At 38.8% G+C, this 21,382-nt stretch carries 21 protein-coding genes and 1 pseudogene; 18 read left to right on the plus strand and 4 right to left on the minus strand.

The genetic code is table 11. The annotated features are described in order from the left end of the window. The first annotated feature begins 383 nt into the window (after window positions 1-383). From rpsF to rpsR, 3 genes are all read left to right on the plus strand, one after another. On the plus strand, window positions 384-674 hold the full coding sequence (gene rpsF, locus AT575_RS00755; protein ID WP_071793892.1) for a 30S ribosomal protein S6: 291 nt from the start codon (window positions 384-386) through the stop codon (window positions 672-674). Between the two features lie 20 nt (window positions 675-694). Continuing rightward, entirely contained in the window at window positions 695-1,189 is a 495-nt protein-coding gene (locus AT575_RS00760; protein ID WP_071793891.1) for a single-stranded DNA-binding protein, read from the plus strand. Between the two features lie 135 nt (window positions 1,190-1,324). Next, complete coding sequence (gene rpsR, locus AT575_RS00765) at window positions 1,325-1,564, plus strand: 30S ribosomal protein S18 (RefSeq protein WP_002983142.1); 240 nt, start codon at window positions 1,325-1,327, stop codon at window positions 1,562-1,564. Between the two features lie 206 nt (window positions 1,565-1,770). On the opposite strand, the gene AT575_RS00770 is transcribed toward rpsR, so the two are convergent. Beyond that, entirely contained in the window at window positions 1,771-2,445 is a 675-nt protein-coding gene (locus AT575_RS00770; RefSeq protein ID WP_102776725.1) for a DUF1129 domain-containing protein, read from the minus strand. 214 nt (window positions 2,446-2,659) lie between these two features. After that, the gene (locus AT575_RS00775) at window positions 2,660-3,604 is read right to left on the minus strand and encodes a magnesium transporter CorA family protein (protein ID WP_102776726.1); all 945 of its coding nucleotides are present in this window, start codon (window positions 3,602-3,604) and stop codon (window positions 2,660-2,662) included. Window positions 3,605-3,822: 218 nt separating this feature from the next. On the opposite strand from AT575_RS00775, the gene uvrA reads away from it, so the two are divergent. From uvrA to nusB, 6 genes are all read left to right on the plus strand, one after another. Continuing rightward, on the plus strand, window positions 3,823-6,645 hold the full coding sequence (gene uvrA / locus AT575_RS00780) for an excinuclease ABC subunit UvrA (RefSeq protein ID WP_102776727.1): 2,823 nt from the start codon (window positions 3,823-3,825) through the stop codon (window positions 6,643-6,645). Between the two features lie 144 nt (window positions 6,646-6,789). Next, window positions 6,790-7,860 carry a M24 family metallopeptidase gene (locus AT575_RS00785; RefSeq protein ID WP_102776728.1) on the plus strand — a complete coding sequence of 357 codons (1,071 nt, stop codon included), beginning with the start codon at window positions 6,790-6,792 and terminating at the stop codon, window positions 7,858-7,860. Window positions 7,861-7,870: 10 nt separating this feature from the next. Continuing rightward, on the plus strand, window positions 7,871-8,323 hold the full coding sequence (locus tag AT575_RS00790; RefSeq protein ID WP_102776729.1) for a deoxycytidylate deaminase: 453 nt from the start codon (window positions 7,871-7,873) through the stop codon (window positions 8,321-8,323). Window positions 8,324-8,462: 139 nt separating this feature from the next. Further along, complete coding sequence (gene efp / locus AT575_RS00795; protein ID WP_102776730.1) at window positions 8,463-9,020, plus strand: elongation factor P; 558 nt, start codon at window positions 8,463-8,465, stop codon at window positions 9,018-9,020. 41 nt (window positions 9,021-9,061) lie between these two features. Then, window positions 9,062-9,451, plus strand: coding sequence for an Asp23/Gls24 family envelope stress response protein (locus AT575_RS00800; RefSeq protein ID WP_071793883.1), 390 nt, complete (start codon window positions 9,062-9,064; stop codon window positions 9,449-9,451). Continuing rightward, a complete protein-coding gene (nusB, locus tag AT575_RS00805; RefSeq protein ID WP_102776731.1) occupies window positions 9,444-9,875 on the plus strand; it encodes a transcription antitermination factor NusB in 432 nt (143 codons plus the stop codon). The genes AT575_RS00800 and nusB overlap by 8 nt, the downstream gene beginning before the upstream one ends. A gap of 45 nt (window positions 9,876-9,920) precedes the next feature. Here the strand turns inward: nusB and AT575_RS00810 are convergent, their stop codons facing one another. Both AT575_RS00810 and AT575_RS00815 read right to left on the minus strand, forming a co-directional pair. Further along, a complete protein-coding gene (locus AT575_RS00810) occupies window positions 9,921-10,886 on the minus strand; it encodes a LacI family DNA-binding transcriptional regulator (protein ID WP_102776732.1) in 966 nt (321 codons plus the stop codon). Window positions 10,887-10,890: 4 nt separating this feature from the next. Next, window positions 10,891-12,327, minus strand: coding sequence for a sucrose-6-phosphate hydrolase (locus AT575_RS00815; RefSeq protein WP_102776733.1), 1,437 nt, complete (start codon window positions 12,325-12,327; stop codon window positions 10,891-10,893). 181 nt (window positions 12,328-12,508) lie between these two features. Here AT575_RS00815 and AT575_RS00820 point away from each other — a divergent pair, with 181 nt between their 5' ends. From AT575_RS00820 to manA, 9 genes and pseudogenes are all read left to right on the plus strand, one after another. Further along, window positions 12,509-14,377, plus strand: coding sequence for a sucrose-specific PTS transporter subunit IIBC (locus AT575_RS00820; protein WP_102776734.1), 1,869 nt, complete (start codon window positions 12,509-12,511; stop codon window positions 14,375-14,377). Window positions 14,378-14,515: 138 nt separating this feature from the next. Further along, window positions 14,516-15,397: a fructokinase ScrK gene (gene scrK / locus AT575_RS00825; RefSeq protein ID WP_102776735.1), complete on the plus strand. Its 882-nt coding sequence runs from the start codon at window positions 14,516-14,518 to the stop codon at window positions 15,395-15,397. 106 nt (window positions 15,398-15,503) lie between these two features. Beyond that, window positions 15,504-16,280 carry a MurR/RpiR family transcriptional regulator gene (locus AT575_RS00830; RefSeq protein ID WP_102776736.1) on the plus strand — a complete coding sequence of 259 codons (777 nt, stop codon included), beginning with the start codon at window positions 15,504-15,506 and terminating at the stop codon, window positions 16,278-16,280. A gap of 91 nt (window positions 16,281-16,371) precedes the next feature. Beyond that, complete coding sequence (celB, locus tag AT575_RS00835; protein WP_102776737.1) at window positions 16,372-17,664, plus strand: PTS cellobiose transporter subunit IIC; 1,293 nt, start codon at window positions 16,372-16,374, stop codon at window positions 17,662-17,664. Between the two features lie 63 nt (window positions 17,665-17,727). Further along, window positions 17,728-19,142: pseudogene (locus AT575_RS00840) on the plus strand (glycoside hydrolase family 1 protein). A gap of 168 nt (window positions 19,143-19,310) precedes the next feature. Then, window positions 19,311-19,460, plus strand: coding sequence for a hypothetical protein (locus tag AT575_RS10580; protein ID WP_165778627.1), 150 nt, complete (start codon window positions 19,311-19,313; stop codon window positions 19,458-19,460). A gap of 141 nt (window positions 19,461-19,601) precedes the next feature. Then, on the plus strand, window positions 19,602-19,847 hold the full coding sequence (locus AT575_RS00845; protein ID WP_102776738.1) for a hypothetical protein: 246 nt from the start codon (window positions 19,602-19,604) through the stop codon (window positions 19,845-19,847). Window positions 19,848-19,921: 74 nt separating this feature from the next. Further along, entirely contained in the window at window positions 19,922-20,164 is a 243-nt protein-coding gene (locus AT575_RS00850) for a hypothetical protein (RefSeq protein ID WP_129587057.1), read from the plus strand. Window positions 20,165-20,309: 145 nt separating this feature from the next. After that, the gene (gene manA, locus AT575_RS00855; RefSeq protein ID WP_102776740.1) at window positions 20,310-21,260 is read left to right on the plus strand and encodes a mannose-6-phosphate isomerase, class I; all 951 of its coding nucleotides are present in this window, start codon (window positions 20,310-20,312) and stop codon (window positions 21,258-21,260) included. The last annotated feature ends 122 nt before the right edge of the window (window positions 21,261-21,382 follow it).

The raw sequence follows: 21,382 nt of genomic DNA on the forward strand, positions 1-21,382 counted from the left end.
GTTATTGCAAAAAATAGCTTAAGGAGTGAAACCAATGTCATTGTTTCATTAAAAAAATCGTCATATAAAAAAGACCTTAGATTTCATAATTAAGAAAGGAGATTGCTTTATTTTAAAATATAAAAAATCTTCCTTTAGGGAAGGACAAGAAACCATAACCTCCTTATGAGATGAAAGTGAAAGGAGTATATGACGTTAGTAACATAATAAAATTCATAAACAAGTAAAAATGAAGACATCCAAAGTGTGCATTGGGTGTCTTTATTTATGGAAAAAATTCTTGTATTCTCAAATGGTTTATGGTAAAATAGATTTCTGTGAGCATACCTCACTTACCTATATCATAAGATGTAGGTCATTAGACCAAAAGGAGGAAAATATCAATGGCTAAATACGAAATTCTTTATATCATTCGTCCAAACATTGAAGAAGAAGCTAAAAACGCTTTGGTATCACGCTTTGACTCTATCTTAACTGACAACGGTGCTACAATCGTTGAATCAAAAGATTGGGAAAAACGTCGTCTTGCATACGAAATCAATGATTTCCGTGAAGGACTTTACCACATCGTTAACGTTGAAGCTGAAGATGCAGTAGCTCTTAATGAGTTCGATCGTCTTTCAAAAATCAACGGTGACATTCTTCGTCACATGATCGTTAAACTTGACGCTTAAGACAAGTAAGAAGGTAGTTTATGATTAATAATGTAGTACTAGTTGGTCGTATGACCAAGGATGCAGAACTTCGGTATACACCAAACCAAGTAGCAGTAGCTACTTTTACCCTTGCTGTTAACCGTACCTTTAAGAGCCAAAATGGCGAACGTGAAGCAGATTTTATTAACTGTGTTATCTGGCGCCAACCTGCTGAAAATTTAGCAAACTGGGCTAAAAAAGGTGCCTTAATCGGAATTACAGGTCGTATTCAGACTCGTAACTATGAAAATCAACAAGGACAACGTGTTTATGTAACAGAAGTGGTTGCGGATAACTTCCAAATGTTGGAAAGCCGTGCTACACGTGAAGGTGGTTCATCTAACTCTTATAATGGTGGTGGCTTTAATAATAATGCTTCATCAAATAACAGTTACTCAGCTCCTTCTCAACAAACACCTAACTTTGGTCGCGACGAAAGTCCATTTGGAAATTCAAATCCAATGGAAATTTCAGATGACGATCTACCATTCTAAGAATGGGTTTGAACGAATAAGTAATTATTCGATTGCGGGTGTGAGTACCCCAAGAAAATTTGAGACGTGTTCTCAAATTTAGTGGATGCCTACTCACCAATACCCTAACATCATAATTTATAAAGGAGAAAACACATGGCTCAACAACGTCGTGGCGGATTCAAACGCCGTAAAAAAGTTGACTTTATCGCAGCTAACAAAATTGAATATGTTGATTACAAAGACACTGAACTTCTTAGCCGTTTCGTTTCAGAACGTGGGAAAATTCTTCCTCGTCGCGTAACAGGAACTTCAGCTAAAAACCAACGTAAAGTAACAACAGCAATCAAACGTGCTCGCGTTATGGCACTTATGCCTTACGTAAACGAAGATTAAAAAAACAGCCCTGTGGGCTGTTTTTTCTTGTGTTCAAGAAATTGAGACAACACAAGCAACGGAAAGTGGGTCTTTTTTTCGTGAGCCTGAAAACTGAAGAGCGAGCCGAGGTCCAGTGGACCTCTTTTTGAGTGTTCTAAAAATAACAAAAGCAATCCAGGATTAGAGCAAAGTCTAAAGTTAGGGTTGCTTTTATATTGTTTTGCTTATCGTGTTGACATAGCGTTTTGGATGTTGTATTTCTTTTGGAGATAATAACGAATGCCTAAAGCAATGGCACCAAGTAGGATTAAGACAATTGGTGGTAATTGTGGGTTTAAGGATTTTGGTAAGAATGCTGTCGCTGAGTAGAGGGATATCCAGATTAACATAGCTAATGCTAATGAGCCAATAATTATAAACCAACCTGGACGTTCGCTTTTTGGTTTGCCTAAATGACGGTAAACGAAGTAGTAAGTAGCGTACATTGAAGCACCGCCACCGAAACCAAGAGCTAATAAGGAAATTAAACCAGTACCATTTGTATTGGCATTTGGATTAATGAAAGACATGAGTCCGTTTAAGAGGGCAACAACTCCGATAAAGATAAGCGATGTATCTAACCACATTAACCAAGGATTGGTATTTTTAGGAGTTTCTTCTGGGCGTTTGTTAACATTTGGACCATAGATAGGTTTATCCGTAAATGATGCTGCCCAAGCAGTTGGAGCCCCTAGGAAAGTTCGTGCAGGAATACCCTGTCTTTGTTTTTCAAGAATTGTTGGTACAGTTTCTTCTAAAATGTCTTTGATTTCTTGATCAGATTTTCCGTCTTGAATGAGACGGTTAGTAGCAATATGAACAAATTCTTGATTTTTTTTAGTTAGATTTTGCAAATCCATAATATCTCCTTAAGATAATAACGATATATTCAGTTTTTATGATTTGATAATGTAAAAGTTGGCAGGTCAGAGTGATATTAATAGCAGTCTTCCCCAGAGAAGTCACAACTTTTTCCCAGAGTTACTTTAGCAGTCTTCACCAGAGGGTTATGACGTGATAGGAAAAATTCGTTGATACTTTTTCCTAGAGATGGTAAGTGAGTTAGGCTCACAATCAGAACCATTTCTTACGTAAGAAATAAATGATAACGCCAGATGAGCCTAATGCGGCGATTAAGACAACGAGAAAGAATCCATGTTCTAAATCATTGAAAGGCATCCAGTTGTTTTGGAAATTCATCCCATAAGCCGAGAAGATAACCGTTGGGATATCAAGGGTCATCGTCATCAGTGCCAAGGTTTTCATGATGGTGTTCTGGTTGTTGTTGATGATTGAAGCCGTTGTTTCGGTCATGGCATTCAAGACATTTTCGTAAATGCTTGCCATCTCAATGGCCTGTTGGGTTTCAATCAGAGTATCTTCCAACAGATCTTCATCTTCGATGTATTTCTTTAGGGAAGAAGTAGAACTGGAAAGTTTTTTGACGATTCGTTCATTAAATTTGAGGGAGGCTTTCAAGTAGACAATGGATTTTTCAAGTTCCATCATGTCAACAAGCTCTTCATTACGAGTTGCCTTCTCAAGCTGTGCTTCCAAACGGTCACTCTGACGGTCGATTGATCGCAGTGCGGTTAGAAAGAGCTCAGCGTTGCGGTATAAAATTTGGAAAACGAATCGTGTTTTCATAAAGGTATAGAAGTTCTTGACCCGTTTATTGTGAAAATGATCAAAAAGGGTTAGATCATTTAAACAAGTGGTAATAACTGCTTGTTCGGTCACAATTATACCTAGGGGAACCGTTACGTAATAACTTTTATTGTTACGTTCTTCATAGGCAGGAACGTCGACGATAATCAGAGTATAATCATCTTCTACAGCGATACGAGAGGTTTCTTCAATATCCAATGGGGCTCTTAAGTCTTCAATATCAATGTCAAATTGATCAGCAATTTCAAGAGACTCTTCCTGGGAAGGATTTACCAATTTAATCCAAGCCCCTGGCTCGAATGTTTCAATTTCTTTAAATTCAATTGCTGATGAAAGAAACATTTGTTTCATGACAAGCCCTCCTCTTTTAAAATGTCGTATTGCTTCTGGGAAACGGTATCTGAAAGTTTTTGAAAAAGAATGAAAACTGATAGTGACACGTAATATCCCTAATTATAATTAAACACTATCCTATTATACTACAAATGCTCGAGTTTGGGGCAACTGAATATTGTAAAATTTTGGTATAATAAGGAAAACTGTTTAGAGAAAGATCGGTTATCATAGACATGCAAGATAAATTAATTATTCATGGAGCGCGAGCTCATAATTTAAAAAATATAGATGTGGAAATTCCTCGGGATAAACTTGTAGTTGTGACAGGATTGTCTGGCTCAGGGAAGTCTAGTTTAGCCTTTGATACCATCTATGCTGAGGGGCAACGACGCTATGTTGAAAGTTTGTCAGCTTATGCCCGACAATTTTTAGGTAATATGGAAAAGCCTGATGTTGACTCTATTGATGGTCTCAGCCCAGCTATTTCCATTGACCAAAAAACAACCAGTAAGAATCCTCGTTCAACCGTTGGTACTGTTACAGAAATTAATGACTACTTGCGTCTGCTTTATGCCCGTGTTGGAACACCTTATTGTGTGAATGGACATGGTGCGATTACGGCTACATCTGTTGAGCAGATTGTCGAGCAGGTTTTGGAACTGCCGGAAAGAACACGGATGCAAATCTTGTCTCCTATTGTTCGTCGGAAAAAGGGACAACATAAAAATATCTTTGAAAAAATTCAAAAAGATGGTTATGTGCGGGTCCGTGTTGATGGCGACATCTATGACATTGCCCAGGTGCCAGAGTTATCTAAGAGTAAGATGCACAATATTGAGGTGGTTATTGACCGTTTGGTCAATAAAGATGGTATTCGTAGTCGCCTTTTTGATTCGATTGAAGCTGCCCTACGTCTTGGCGATGGCTATTTGATTATTGATACCATGGATGGCAGTGAGCTACAATTTTCAGAACATTATTCTTGTCCTATTTGTGGTTTCACTGTTCCAGAATTAGAACCTCGTCTCTTCTCATTTAATGCCCCATTTGGTTCATGTTCAACGTGTGACGGTTTAGGGATCAAATTGGAAGTTGATATGGATTTGGTTATTCCTGATCCCAGTAAGACTTTAAGAGAAGGTGCTTTAGCGCCTTGGAATCCCATCTCTTCAAATTACTATCCAACTATGCTGGAACAAGCTATGACAGCCTTTGGCATTGATATGGACACCCCTTATCAAGATTTAACTGCCAGTGAAAAAGAGATTATCCTCTATGGTTCAGGTGACCGGGAATTCCATTTTCACTACGTCAATGATTTTGGTGGCGAACGCAATATCGACATCACATTTGAGGGAGTTGTTACTAACATTAATCGCCGTTATCATGAAACAAACAGTGAATACACACGTACTGTCATGCGGGCATACATGAATGCCTTGACTTGTACAACTTGTCATGGCTACCGTTTGAATGACCAAGCTCTTTGTGTTCATATTGGAGGAGAAGATGGGCCTAATATTGGACAAATCTCAGACTTATCTATTGCCGACCATCTGCTACTCTTAGAAGGTCTAACCTTAAGCCAAAATGAAAGCACTATAGCTCGTCCTATTGTTAAGGAGATTCATGATCGTTTGACTTTCTTGAATAATGTGGGCTTAAATTATTTAACCTTGTCTCGTGCTGCAGGAACTTTGTCTGGTGGAGAGAGCCAACGTATTCGCTTAGCGACACAAATTGGTTCCAATCTGTCTGGTGTCCTCTATATCTTAGATGAACCATCAATTGGATTACATCAAAGAGATAATGACCGTCTGATTGAAAGCTTGAAAAAAATGCGTGATCTTGGTAATACCCTCATTGTCGTTGAACACGATGAGGACACCATGATGCAAGCAGACTGGTTAATTGATGTTGGACCTGGTGCCGGTGAATTTGGGGGTCAAATTATTGCCTCAGGAACACCGAAACAGGTAGCCAAGAATAAAAAATCCATTACTGGACAGTACCTGTCAGGTAAAAAATCTATTCCAGTACCTTTGGAAAGAAGGACAGGCAATGGCCGCTTCCTTGAAATCAAAGGGGCTTCTGAGAATAATCTTCAAAACGTTGATGTCCGATTCCCACTTGGTAAATTTATTGCCGTCACTGGGGTGTCAGGTTCTGGTAAATCTACTTTAATCAATAGTATCTTGAAAAAAGTCGTTGCCCAAAAACTCAATCGCAACTCTGAAAAACCAGGTAAACATAAAGCCTTTGAAGGGATTGAACATATTGATCGTCTGATCGACATTGACCAAAGTCCAATTGGTCGGACACCACGTTCAAATCCAGCCACTTATACCGGTGTTTTTGATGATATCCGTGACCTCTTTGCCCAAACCAATGAAGCCAAAATCCGTGGATACAAAAAGGGTCGTTTCTCCTTCAATGTTAAGGGTGGACGATGTGAAGCTTGTTCTGGAGATGGGATTATCAAGATTGAAATGCACTTTTTGCCGGATGTTTATGTTCCTTGTGAAGTCTGTCATGGTCGTCGCTATAACTCCGAAACTTTAGAAGTCCACTACAAGGACAAAAATATTTCAGAAATCTTGGATATGACAGTAGATGATGCCTTAGAATTCTTTGCACCAATTCCTAAAATTGCCCGTAAAATCCAAACCATTAAGGATGTTGGTCTTGGCTATGTGACCTTAGGACAACCAGCTACAACCCTTTCTGGTGGAGAAGCACAACGGATGAAATTAGCCAGTGAATTACACAAGCGCTCAACAGGGAAGAGTCTCTATATTTTGGATGAACCAACGACCGGATTGCATACCGATGATATTGCCCGCTTATTAACTGTGCTTGAACGCTTTGTTGACGATGGTAATACTGTTTTAGTTATTGAACACAATCTGGATGTTATCAAATCAGCTGATCATATTATTGATTTGGGTCCAGAAGGTGGTGTCGGCGGTGGTCAAATTATTGCTACAGGAACGCCCGAAGAAATTGCTAAAGTAAAAGCTAGTTATACTGGTCAATACCTCAAACATAAACTGTAAGAAGAGTTACTTCTTTTGCAATAGTATAGATACTAAAAGTGATGATGCATGTCATCGCTTTTTTGATGCTTTTCGTAAAAGACTTTAAAAGCCCTTGAAATCATGGTAAACTTAAGAAAGTTAAGACTGGAAAAGGAGAAACTCATGTCGATTCATGAAAGTAGATTACAAAAATGTCAGGATTTGATTGTTGAGGCTGGACTAGATGCTTTCTTAGTGACCAACCTAACTAATATTTATTATTTGACAGGCTTTGCTGGAACAGCAGCGACCCTTTATATTTCGGCAAAACGTTGTCTCTTTTTTACGGATTCTCGTTATACCCTAATGGCTAAAGAAAGCGTTACTGGTTTCGATATCATTGAAACCAGAACGGCATTAAAAGAAATAGCCAACTTCTTGCTTGAGGATAAGGTCGCTCGCTTAGGGTTTGAAAATGACATGACTTTTGCCTTCTATCAATCCTTGGAAGTTAATTTTGGCAAGACGACTTTAGTGGCCCAGAATGGCTTGGTTGAAACCTTGCGTCAGATTAAAGACGCCAGTGAAATTGCTACTATTGCTAAAGCATGTTCCATTTCTGACAAGGCTTTTATTGATGCTTTGGACTTTATTAAAGCAGGGCAAACGACTGAAGTGGAATTAGCTAATTTTTTAGATTTTCAAATGCGCAAATATGGTGCAACAGGTGTTTCATTTGAAACCATCGCTGCATCGGGTAAACGCTCGGCAATGCCCCATGGGAGAGCAAGCAATAAGGTCATTGAGTCTGGAGATAGTCTAACCATGGACTTTGGCTGCTATTACGATCATTATGTTAGTGATATGACGAGGACCATTCATGTCGGTCATGTGACGGATCAGGAGCGGGAAATCTACGACGTGGTTCTAAGGGCTAATAAGGCTTTGATTGAAAAAGCGCGTGCAGGCATGACTTTTACCGACTTCGACAAGGTGCCGCGTGACATTATTGTCAGTGCTGGTTACGGTAGTAACTTCACACACGGGATTGGACATGGTATCGGACTGGATATCCACGAGAATCCATTTTTCACAAAATCAGACAAGGTCTTGGAAGCAGGCATGGTCGTGACCGACGAGCCAGGAATTTACATTGATAATGCCTACGGCTTGCGCATTGAAGACGATTTGGTTATTACAGAAGAGGGTTGCCGCGTTTTAACCATGGCCCCAAAAGAAATTATTGTCATTTAAGGAGATTATTATGGGAAACCGACTATCTTGGCAAGACTATTTTATGGCCAATGCCGAATTGATTTCCAAACGCTCAACCTGTGACCGAGCTTATGTTGGAGCGGTTCTAGTAAAAGATAACCGCATCATCGCAACAGGCTACAATGGTGGCGTTTCAGCAACTGATAACTGTGACGAGGCCGGACACTACATGGAAGATGGTCATTGCATTCGGACCGTCCACGCCGAAATGAATGCCTTGATTCAATGTGCCAAAGAGGGCATTTCGACAGATGGTACGGAGATTTATGTGACCCATTTTCCCTGCATTAACTGCACTAAAGCCCTTTTGCAGGCAGGAATCAAGAAAATTACCTACAAATCCAACTACCGGATGCATCCCTTCGCCGTTGAACTGATGGAGAAAAAAGGGGTAGCCTATGTTCAGCATGATGTACCAACCCTAACTTTAGGAAGTGACTAAGGTTAAGCTTTTTTTGGGTAAATGGCAGAGCAAGGCTGGATCGGGTCTGAGTAGGACTTGTAAAGGCATAAAAGATTTGAGTAAAAGGCACTTTTGTGATAGAATGAAGTGATAAAATTTTAGTAAGAGGTAATAATAAATGATTGAAGCAAGTAAGCTTAGAGCAGGTATGACATTTGAATCTGAAGGTAAATTAATTCGCGTTTTAGATGCAAGTCACCATAAACCAGGTAAAGGGAACACCATCATGCGTATGAAATTACGTGATGTTCGTACTGGTTCAACTTTTGACACAACTTACCGTCCAGATGAAAAATTTGAGCAAGCTATTATTGAAACAGTTCCAGCTCAATACCTATACAAAATGGATGACACAGCTTACTTCATGAACACTGATACTTATGATCAGTATGAAATTCCAGTAGCTAATGTTGAACAAGAATTACTTTACATTCTTGAAAACTCAGATGTTAAAATTCAGTTCTACGGAGATGAAGTGATCGGTGTTACAGTTCCAACAACTGTTGAATTAACAGTTACAGAAACACAACCATCAATTAAAGGGGCAACTGTTACAGGTTCAGGTAAACCAGCTACTCTTGAAACAGGATTAGTCGTTAACGTTCCAGACTTTATCGAAGTTGGACAAAAACTTGTTATTAATACAACTGAGGGTACTTACGTTTCTCGTGCCTAAGGATTTTGTCAACAAAGGTTGAGAAAAGGAAAGGAAATGCTATGTTAAGTGAAAATATTGGTGAAATCGTTATTTCACCTCGCGTTCTTGAAGTCATCACAGGCATTGCGGCAACTCAGGTTGACGGTGTCTATTCACTTCATAACAAAAAAATGTCAGATAGCTTTAATAAAGCTAGCTTAGGTAAAGGAGTTTACTTACGTACTGAAGAAGATGGTACTGTAACTGCTGATATCTATGTTTATCTTCAGTATGGTGTCAAAGTCCCTACTGTTTCAGTAGCTATTCAAAAAGCTGTTAAAGCAGCTGTCTATGACATGGCAGAAGTGACTATCTCATCTGTTAATATCCATGTTGAAGGAATTGTACCTGAAAAAACACCAAAACCTGATTTGAAATCACTTTTTGAAGAGGATTTCTTGGATGACTAGTAGTTTTAAAGATTCCAGAAGAGATCTTCGGGAACGTGCTTTTCAGGCCCTATTTAATATGGAACATGGAGGTGACTTTTTAGAGTCATCACAATTTGCCTATGACTATGATAAAGACTATGACCAAGAGCAACCTTTAGATGTCCCAGCCTTCCTATTAACCTTGGTTAATGGTGTTAAGGACCACAAGGACGAATTGGATGCCATTATCAAGGACAACCTCAAAGAAGGTTGGTCGCTCGAACGTCTGACCTTATCAGATAGAACCATGTTACGTTTAGGACTCTATGAAATCAAGTTCTTTGATGAGACACCAGACCGTGTGGCATTAAATGAAATCATTGAAATTGCCAAAAAATATTCTGACGAAACATCAGCCAAGTTTATCAACGGCCTGTTAAGTCAGTTCGTAAAAGAAGACTAAAGAAAAACATCTATTTCACTTGAAATAGATGCTTTTTTTTGTTTGCTAGATACTTTTGCCTGGTAAAAGAGTTATTGGTAAGATATAGTCCTTGCTGGTTTTTTCCTTGGCAATCCGTTTCATGAGAACTTCAACACATAGGGTAGCAATTTCTTGAATGGGTTGTTTGATGGTTGTTAGTTGGGGGAAATAATTTTCGACAAAAGCTGTACCATCATAGCCAATCAGTTTTAATTCCTCAGGAATTGAGAGTCCCATATTTTTGGCAACCTTCATAATTAAAATGGCTGTTAGGTCATCGGAAGCAAAGATGCCATCAGGTTTGCGAGTGGCCAAGATAGATTTGATTTCCATCTCACGACGAATGGTTGATAAATGATTAGGAAGTTTTATAATTTCAGCCGTTTTTTTGAGTTGGTAAGAAAAGCCAAGCTGACGAAGCCCAGTAGGGGAGTCAGAGTTATCGTTACCAGTAATCATGATAATTTTTTGACATTTATAATGTTGTAAGGTTTGGGCAGCCAGCTGCCCACCCTGAAAATTATCTGATGAAATAATGGGCACATTGGGAGCCAAATTGCGGTCGAAAGCAACAATGGGAGCTTCAACCCGTTCATAGTCGTCAAGCCCCAAATTGTGACTGGATGAAATGATACCATCCACCTGGTTGGCAGCTAACATTTCTAAATATTCTCTTTCCTTTTGCGGATCATGCTGACTGTTACAGATGATGGTTTTGTAGCCCGCTTTGAAAAGTTCAATTTCTAAATACTCAATCAGTTCGGCGTAGAAAATATTAGAGATGTTTGGGAAAATCAGTCCAATTAATTTGGCTGATTTTCCTTGCAAGCTGCGGGCGAAATTGTTGGGTTGATAGCCCAATTCACGCATGGCAGCTTGAACCTTATCAATGGTTTTTTGTGATAAATAACCTTTTTTATTAATGACGCGTGAGACTGTTGTCGGACTGACACCGGCTAATTCAGCCACATCGGTTAATTTTGCGACCACCCTATTACCTCATTTCATAGTAATGACCATCAATCTTACCTTTTGGCATCAGAATAGCAGAAGCGCCATTTTCTGGGAAGTAGCGGCTGGTTAGGACAGCCTGTCCATCGTTTACAAATACTTCGATGATTGATTGGTCTACGTAGATATTAAGTGTAACATCTTCTTTGGGTATTTGGCAAGAACGCTTTGTTCCATATGCCTCCGCGAAGCCATGCTTGGTCTTGCTACGGTCTAGGGTCAATCTACCTGTTTCCGTATCAGCTGTGATCGCGAAGCCATTGCCGCAGGCATCAGCCAAGAGAAGTAGTTCTTTTTGACTTTGGGCTGGAATCGTCACTTGTAAGTGATAGGAATTTGTTGTAGTATTTTTTTCTTCGAGGATTTGAGCCTGTCCTTGTAAGTTGCTCATAGCTGAGACTGGTTTCTGATAGAGGACGCCATTTTTTATGGTCAATTCTTTGACCAGACTGAGGGCTCCTTGGTAATCATAGTCATCAGTTGGATAGTCCACATCTGGTAAACCAATCCAAGAGACTGCAAGAGCTCGTCCATCGGGGCTATTGAAGGCTTGTGTAGCATAGGCTTCAAAACCAAAATCGAGGTTTTGTAAAGGAGCGTCACCTAAAAGTTGCCCCTTTTCAGGATCAAAGCTGTCAAAGATTTGATAGGTGTTGGGATAAATATTATCGTAGGTTAACTCGTCTTTGCTGAGACCTTGAGGGCTATAGATTAGCACAGGTTTTTCATCTACAAAAACTAAGTTGGGACACTCGACCATATACTCGCTAGCCTGTCGACCTAAATCCAAATCGGCCACAAACTGCCAATTTTCAACATCATTTGCGACTGCTTTATAAAGTTTAATAAAGCCTTTTTGCTCAAGACTCTGGGCACCAACAATAGCGTAGAACTGGTCCTGGTATTTAAAGATTTGCGGGTCACGGAAGTGTTCGGTCACGTCTTCTGGTTGGGAAATAAGAACCTGAGAACATTTTTCAATCTGGCCATTCTTGGTCATGTAGGCACCAATTTGTCTTGGGTCGCGGACCCAATTTTGGTCACGGACATTACCAGTATAGAAAAGGAATAATTTGTCATCGACAGCATAGGCGGAGCCGGAGTAGGCACCTTGTGCATCATTGACATGATCAGGTAGTAATTTAGTGCCAGTCTCTTCAAAGTGAACCAAATTTTGGGAGGTTAGATGAACCCACTGTTTTAATCCATGGGCAGCACCGTAGGGCCAATTTTGGTAGAAGAGGTGGTATTTACCATCAAAATAAGAAAAACCATTTGGGTCATTTAGTAATCCTGTTTGTGGTTCAATATGATAGTTGGCATGCCAAGGTGATTGGGCAACATTTTCTTTAATCTTTAAGAATTGGTCTTCTGTCCATTCCTGATAGGGTCGATAGCGGACCTCTTGTGGTAAATTCATGGCAGATACTCCTTTTATAGTCTTAAATCTATACTAAACGTTTTCTTTCTAAAAATCAACTTTTAAGACAAAAATAAATAATTTTCTGTCAAACGCTTGACAGAAAATTTTGAGGTGCTAAAATGGTAATCAAGAGATGAAGCCCTTTCATCAAAAAAGAGAAAAAGGAGATTTTGCAAGGATGGATAATACACAAATTGCAAAGCAAGTCATTGAAGCCCTAGGTGGACGCGATAATGTTAAAAGTGTAGCTCATTGTGCGACTCGTTTGCGCGTAATGGTTGTTGATGAAGCTAAAATTGATAAGGAAAAAGCAGAGAACATTGAAAAGGTAAAAGGTGCTTTCTTCAATTCTGGTCAGTATCAAATGATTTTTGGAACTGGTACTGTTAACAAGATTTATGATGAAGTTGTCGCTTTAGGTCTGCCAACTTCAACAAAATCTGAAATGAAAACAGAAGCTGCTAAACAAGGCAACTGGTTCCAACGCTCAGTGCGTACTTTCGGTGATGTATTTGTCCCTATTATCCCAGCAATTGTTGCGACAGGTCTCTTTATGGGTCTTCGTGGTCTGTTAGGTGCTCTAGGTGTTACTTTACCTGAAGACTTAAATGTTTATTCACAAATTTTAACAGATACAGCCTTCATCGCACTTCCAGCTTTAGTGGTGTGGTCAACTTTCCGAGTATTTGGTGGTAATCCCGTTATCGGTATTGTCTTAGGGTTCATGCTAATCTCCGGTTCCCTTCCTAATGCTTGGGCAGTTGCCTCTGGTGGTGACGTTAAACCTACTATATTCTTTGATTTCATTCCTGTTGTTGGCTTACAAGGATCTGTTTTACCAGCCTTCATCATCGGTATTATCGGTGCCAAATTTGAAAAATTTGTCCGTAAATATGTTCCTGAAGTCCTTGATTTATTGGTAACACCATTTGTGACTTTATTAGTCATGTCAATTCTTGGCTTGTTTGTCATCGGTCCAGTATTCCACGTTGTTGAAAACTATATTCTTATGGGGACAAATGCTGTTTTAGATTTACCATTTGGTCTCCCTGGTTTACTTATTGGTGGAGTTCATCAGGTTATTGTTGTTTCTGGTGTTCACCATATTTTCAATTTATTGGAATCACAATTGATTGCACATAATGGATCAAATCCTTTCAATGCCATTATTACAGCTGCCATGACTGCTCAAGGAGCAGCAACAGTAGCCGTTGGTGTTAAAACTAAAAATCCAAAATTGAAAGCTCTAGCTTTTCCAGCTGCACTTTCTGCCTTCCTAGGTATTACTGAACCAGCTATCTTCGGTGTTAACTTACGTTACCGTAAACCTTTCTTCCTTTCTCTAATAGCAGGAGCTATTGGTGGGGCAACAGCCTCTCTTCTTGGTTTAGCTGGAACTGGTTTTGGTATTACCATTATTCCTGGTACCCTTCTTTATTTAAATGGTCAATTAATTCCTTACTTAATCATGGTGGCGGTATCTTTTGCGGCTGGATTTACACTGACATATCTCTTTGGATTTGAAGATGAAGTTGAGGAAACACCTGTAAAAAAGTCTGAAGACCCAGCTTTAGTTTCTGATGCTGTTGAAGCTAAAGAAGAAGTGCTTGAAGCACCTTTAGCTGGTGAAGTTCTTAATTTAGATGCTGTTTCAGATCCTGTTTTTGCATCAGGTGCAATGGGTAAGGGTGTAGCTATTAAACCAAGTGAACAAGCTGTTTATGCTCCAGTTGATGGTAAAGTTGAAGTTGCCTTTGAAACTGGGCATGCATTCGCTATTAAATCATCCAATGGTGTAGAAGTGTTAATTCACATTGGTATTGATACGGTTTCTATGGCAGGAACTGGCTTTGACGCGAAAGTCTCAGTTGGTCAGATGGTTAAAAAAGGCGATTTACTAGCCACTTTTGACTCAGCTAAAATTTCTGAGGCAGGGCTTGATGATACGACCATGATTATTGTGACGAACTCAGTGGATTATCAAAGTGTCTCTGTTTTGGCACAGGGTCAGGTGGCTTCAGGTCAAGACTTGTTAGCAGTCAAATAAAAAAGGGGCTAGTTTAACTAGCCTTTTTAGCTGAGCAATTATCAAAAGTAAAAAAAGAAAAAAGAAACTGGTATTGCTTTCAGAAAAGCTTTTCCCTATAATATTAAGCAAGAAGACGTTTTCATGAAGGAGATTTTAATGACACGATTGTATGGAAGTATTGAAGCAGGTGGAACTAAGTTTGTTTGTGCTATTAGTGATGATTCGTTTACGATTCTTGAGCAGACGCAGTTTCCAACGACCAATCCGCAAGAGACGATTGCCAATTGCATTGCCTTTTTCAAGCCTTTTGCTAAAGATTTAGTAGGGTTAGGCATTGGCTCGTTTGGTCCCATTGATATTGATCCGGACTCAGCAACTTATGGCTATATAACGAGTACACCAAAACCTGGTTGGGCTAATGTTGACTTATTAGGTGGTCTTAGGGAGGTCTTTCATTTGCCGATGTACTTTACGACGGATGTCAATAGTTCGGCTTATGGTGAAATGATGGCACGTTCAGGCGTTGATAGCCTTGTTTATTACACAATTGGTACCGGAATTGGTGCTGGTGCCATTCAAGATGGTCAATTTGTTGGGGGCATGGGTCATACTGAAGCGGGACATACCTATGTTATGGCTCATCCGACTGATCTTGAAAATGGTTTTACCGGAGTGTGTCCTTTCCATAAGGGCTGTCTTGAAGGGATGGCTGCAGGTCCTAGTTTAGAAGCTAGAATTGGTGTCAGAGGAGAACTCATACCAATGGACTCTCCTGTTTGGGATATTCAAGCTTTCTATATTGCTCAAGCAGTATTGCAAGCAACCATGCTTTACCGTCCAGAAGTCATTGTCTTCGGTGGTGGCGTAATGGCTCAAGCACACATGGTTGAACGTGTTCACCGCCAATTCGCAGAACTTCTTAATGGCTACCTACCTGTTCCGGATCTTATATCTTATATTGTTACCCCTGCTATTGAGAATAATGGCTCCGCAACCCTTGGTAACTTTGCTTTAGCCAAAGCTGCCGCTGAAAATTAAATTTGTCAGACTTCCTAAAATAGCCTTTTAGGAAGTTTTGTCTTTTCTTTCTAAGTGAGAGATGTTAAGCTAAAAGGTAAGAAAACAAGAGAATAAAGGAATAAAGATGGATTTTAAAGAACGGATTTCAGTAAATTTCACCAACTTAACTAAGACTGATAAAAAAATTTCCAACTGTTTATTAGAACATCCAGATTATCTGATTAATCATAATGTTCAAGATGCCGCCCAATTGATTGAAACCTCACCGGCAGCCTTGGTCCGCCTTGCTAAAAAAATTGGCTACAAGGGTCTGCCAGATTTAAAAATAGGATTAGAAGAAGCGTCGCATAAAAGTCAGAAAGAGCCTCAAGGACAAGGCAAAAAAATCATATCAAAGGTTTTAAACAATTACCGGGATAATATTACCTTGTTAGAAAGCCACCTAGATGAGACGCAGTTGCAGCGGATTGCTAAAATATTAGCCTCGTCTGACCTGATTAAGGTTTTAGGTATTGGGAGCTCTGGTCTTAGTGCTGAACAATTGGTCTATTCCCTCCTCTATCAGGACAAATATACAGAAAGTATTACCAGTAAAACGAAAATGTATTACCTGTCTAGAACCCTGACTAAAGATCATGTCCTACTTTTTTACACCGTTACAGGTAATAAGGATTTTGAAGAATTATTTGAAGCGGCTAAGGCCGTTGGCTGTCAGGTCATCATCGTTACAATGGTCGAAAGTCCCTACATCAGACAATATGCAACAGAATTAATTGTTCTACCTTCCAATGTTATGCAACTGCGCAATCCTTCTGGAGATTTTTATCAATTGGATAACCGATCCCTATTCCTGATTTTGTCAGAAATTCTAGCGGCTTATGTCAACCAAAAATTAAAATAAATTTTATTTAAAAAAACATATTGAAATAAATTTCATAAATGGTATACTATTCTTACAAATAACTACTAGTCACTAGTAAAAGGAGATTACCATGAATAAATTTATGGATATGCTAAGTGAAAAGATATTACCAGTAGCAACAGTTTTAGGGAACAATAAATATTTATTAGTTCTTCGTGATGCTTTTATGTTATCTTTCCCACTAACAATGTTTGGATCATTAATCGTCGTTTTCAATAACCTACCATTCTGGCCAGATAGCTTAAAAGCTCAATTTTCAAACCTCTTTGGTAATGGTCAAAGTGCAACCATGTCAATCATGACCATCTTCGTAACCCTTGGTATTGGTTACTACATGGCCAAATCAGAAGAACTTGAAGAAGGGATTTACTCAGCAGTCGTTGCCTTGTCTTCATTCTTAATTTTGACACCATTTTTCTTTGACGTCTTAGGTGCCGATGGCAAAGTGGCCGCTCAAGCCAATGGAGCACTTAGCTTGGATCGTTTAGGGGCAAAAGGAATGTTCCTAGGGATCATCGCAGCATTTATTGCAGCTAAACTTTTTGCTTATTTAACAAAACGTGGATTCACGATTAAAATGCCAGAGAGTGTGCCACCAGCAGTTTCAAAATCATTCTCAGCCTTAATTCCAGCACTTGGAACCTTAATGGTTTTCTTGATTGTGAATGCTCTCATGGTCTCACTATTCCATACTAACCTTCATGATGTTATCTACAACCTTATTCAAAAACCATTGACTGGTTTAGGAACAAGTTTACCAGCAACCATTGTTGCCCTCTTCTTTGTTCAATTCCTATGGTTCTTTGGTCTTCATGGACAAGTTATTGTTAACTCTGTTTTTGAACCATTCTGGCAAACTAACATGTTAGACAACGCTGAATTGACAAAACAAGGAGCAACCGCCCTAGCTGAGCATGGTCATATCGTTACCAAATCATTTATGGATACCTTTACCGTTGGTTTAGGTGGTTCAGGGTCAACCTTAATTGTTGTTTTAATGATGGCTTTCATTATGAAGAGCAAACAATATAAAGAAGTTGGACGTTTTGCCTTAGGACCTGGTATCTTCAACGTAAACGAACCAGTTATTTTTGGTCTACCAATCGTTATGAATGCAAGTATCTTCATCCCTTGGTTATTAGCACCAATCGTTTCTGTTATCGTGGCTTACCTTGGTTTCGCCAGTGGTTTAGTACCATTAACAACTGGTGCTCAAGTTCCTTGGACAATGCCTATCTTCATTTCTGGCTTCCTTGCAACCAACTCAATTATGGGTTCATTATTGCAATTAGTCCAAATTATCGTTATCGGATTAATCTGGTTCCCATTCCTTAAGATGGTTGACAAAGCAGAAAAAATTTAATGATTATAGTAATGGAGTTGGATGGAAATTCCAACTCCATTTTTTAAACAAAGGAGAATTAAAATGACACAATTAGAATTTCCCAAAAATTTTTGGTGGGGTGCGGCCACAAGTGGTCCTCAATCAGAAGGTTCTTTTAAAAAACAACACCAAAATGTTATGGACTACTGGTATGATATTGCCCCTCAAGATTTCTATAATCATGTAGGACCAGATACAGCTTCAAATTTTTATTATGATTATAAGTCTGATATCCAATTGATGAAAGACTGTGGCTTAAATACAGTAAGAACCTCTATTCAATGGTCTCGCTTAATTGATGACTTAGAGACAAATACTGTTAATGAGGAAGCAGCAGCCTTCTATAATGCGGTTATTGATGAATTTATTGCTCAAGGTATCACCCCTTTCTTTACTCTCCATCATTTTGATATTCCAGTAGAATTATTGCATCAATATGGTGGTTGGGAAAGCAAGCATGTGGTCGACTTATTTGCTGGTTTTGCGGAAAAATGTTTCCAACTTTTTGGCGACCGTGTTAAATACTGGTTTACGCACAATGAACCCCTCGTGGTGGTTGAAGGTGGCTATTTAGAACAATTCCACTATCCTAAACGTGTCGATGGTGAAGCTGCTGTTCAAGTTGCTTACAATCTCCAATTAGCTAGCAGTAAAGCTATCGCCAAATACCGTGCCCTTGATTTAGATGGCCAAATCGGGATTATTTTAAATCTAACTCCAGCCTATCCTGCTACTCAAGAAAAAGAAGACCTTTACGCAGCACATGTAGCTGACCTTTGGTACAACCGTCTCTTTATGGATGCAAGTAGTAAAGGTGAATTCCCAGCTGAGTTGGTTGCTCTATTAGAAAAAGAAGGTGCCCTTTGGCAGACTAACCAAGAAGAATTGGAAATCATTAAAAACAACATTATTGATATTCTGGGAGTGAATTTCTACCATCCAAATCGTGTTCAACGTCCTAAATATTCTTACAATAGCTTGGCTGTTGACTTCTTGCCAACCAAATACTGGCAAGCTTACGAAATGCCTATGGCTTGTATGAATGTTGACAAAGGTTGGGAAATCTATCCAAAAGCAGTTTACGATATTGCCAAAGATATTCAAGAAAACTATGACAATATTCAATGGTATATCAGCGAAAATGGTATGGGTGTTTCCCGCGAAGACCGTTACCTCAATGAAGATGGCATGATTGAAGATGATTATCGCATTCAATTTATCACTGAGCATCTCTATTGGTTACATCGAGGTATCAGCGAAGGCAGTAACTGCTAGGTTACCACTTGTGGACACCGATTGATTGTTGGTCATGGGCTAACGCTTATCGCAATCGTTATGGCTTGGTTACCAATAACATCCATACCCAAGTCAAATCTCTGAAAAAATCAGGCTATTGGATGCGTCAATTGGCCGAAAGTGGTCAATTAGAAATTAAAAATAGTGAGCTTCTTAAATAAGTTTAAAACCTCTTCTGATTTTTCAGAAGGGGTTTTGTCAACTCAATTTTTATAAAATCACTAAAAAGATTGGTCTTTGAAAAATAAAAAAAGAATTAGATATTATGCTAAGATTTGACTAAGCACTTAAGTCGACTTGTGTATTTTAAAATAGGAGATTATTTTGCTATGAAAATAAAATACAAATTATTCGCTTTATTATTGTCAATTGTGCTGGGTTTTAATTCTTTTTCAATCATAACTTCTTATGCAGATACCCAAAATAGTGTTATTCAAAATCAAACTGAAAATATAGAAATCGATTTTACTGATGATTAACTAAATATTATCGAGGCGGGTCTAACCCCACATAATATTAAAATTATTGATGGTCTTGTTAAAGAAATTGATTTTCAAGCACCTCGAAGATTTAAAAGATCGCCTCAAACTCAGGTAGTAAAAAAATCTATCAAGATTGCATTGAAAAACAGAAATAAAATCATAAATTTAGTTGGTCGTTCAATAGGGAAAGATGCAGCTGTATCAGTTGGTGCAGCCCTTAACACAATTTCACCTGTACTAAATAAATTATTAACTTGGCAAGATTTAGCATACGGAACAGTACAAGGGCAAATTACTAATGCCCTAATAAATAGTGGGATGCCAGCAACTACTGCTCGTACAGTAGCATTATGGGTTAGGTTAGCCTTAGAATGGGTGGCATAATGTTCAATGAAGAAACTGAGTTTATTTTACAACTTATGAACAATGTCCTAATAGATTTGTGTAAGGAGAATAATTTGAAATCTAGAGAATCATTCTTGTTATCATATTATTTTTCTTGTGAGGAAAGTAGGAGGCTGGATCACTTATTTCGGAAATTTGTTGAAGTAGGAGATACTATTCGCTTAAGAGATTTTCAAAAAGCAATCAAGGAAGAGGTTGGTAAGGACATCACCTTAGAGATTGCTAAGGAACAAGTGACAGTTTATAAGGACTATCAGCCCCTTTTTTATTCGAGAATTGACAAAAGGGGTTTGTAAATGCTGTAATCTCAGGACTTGTGTTTTTTCTTTCATTTCAAAAATTTGAAACCTCAGATGCGTCTTTTGGCCGAAAGTGGTCAATTAGAGGTAAAAAATGCTATAATGGACATATTATAGTATTAGTTTAGAAAAGAGGCTTGTAATGGCAGAACCGTTTTTCCTAGAATCTTGTATGCATGATAAAATTTGGGGTGGCACCAAATTAAGAGATATTTTCAATTATGAAATTCCAACTGAAACTACTGGTGAGTATTGGGCAATTTCAGCTCATCCTAATGGTGTTTCAACGATTTCAAATGGTCAGTTTGCGGGGCAGAAATTGGATCGTGTCTATGCAGAAAATCCTGCATATTTTGGTAATCCTAAGGAAAAAGTATTCCCGCTATTGACAAAAATTTTAGATGCTAATGACTGGCTTAGTGTTCAAGTTCATCCAGATGATGCTTATGGAATGGAACACGAAGGCGAGCTTGGTAAGACAGAGTGTTGGTATATTATTTCTGCGGAGCCAGGTTCAGAGATTATTTATGGACACAATGCGCAATCTAAGGAAGAGCTTAAGGCTTTGATAGAAGCCGGTGACTGGGATAATTTACTGACAAAAGTGCCAGTTGAGGCTGGGGATTTCTTCTTTGTTCCTAGTGGCACCATGCATGCTATTGGTAAGGGCATTATGATTCTGGAAACTCAACAGTCCAGTGATACCACTTACCGGGTTTATGATTTTGACCGTAAGGATGCCGATGGCAACTTACGTGACTTGCATTTAAAACAATCAGTTGACGTTTTAAATCTTGGGGAACCTGAAAACAGTGTACCTGCGACTATTGTTGTTGACCATTTGGTCTCTTCTTGTCTTGTTTCAAATCCTTTCTTCACTGTTTATAAGTGGGTGACCGATGGCTTGATTGATATGAAGCAAACAGCGCCTTATCTCTTGGTCAGTGTTTTAGAAGGTCAAGGAAGACTAGCGGTTGGTTCTGAAGCTTATGAAATCAAAAAAGGTATGCACTTTATCTTGCCAAATGATGTTAAAGTTTGGACGTTTGAAGGACAATTAGAGATGATAGTGAGTCATCCAAATAGCTTATAATTTTATAAAAATTATCATTTAGAAATGCTTAAGAGAAAAGGTTTGGAGTGCTTTCCCCTTTTCTCTTTTCCTTTGTTGGGTTTTCTTGTACTGACTCCTTAATTATGATAAAATGAACTGAT

This window comes from Streptococcus penaeicida (assembly GCF_002887775.1).
In the GTDB taxonomy this organism is placed as follows: Bacteria; Bacillota; Bacilli; order Lactobacillales; family Streptococcaceae; genus Streptococcus; species Streptococcus penaeicida.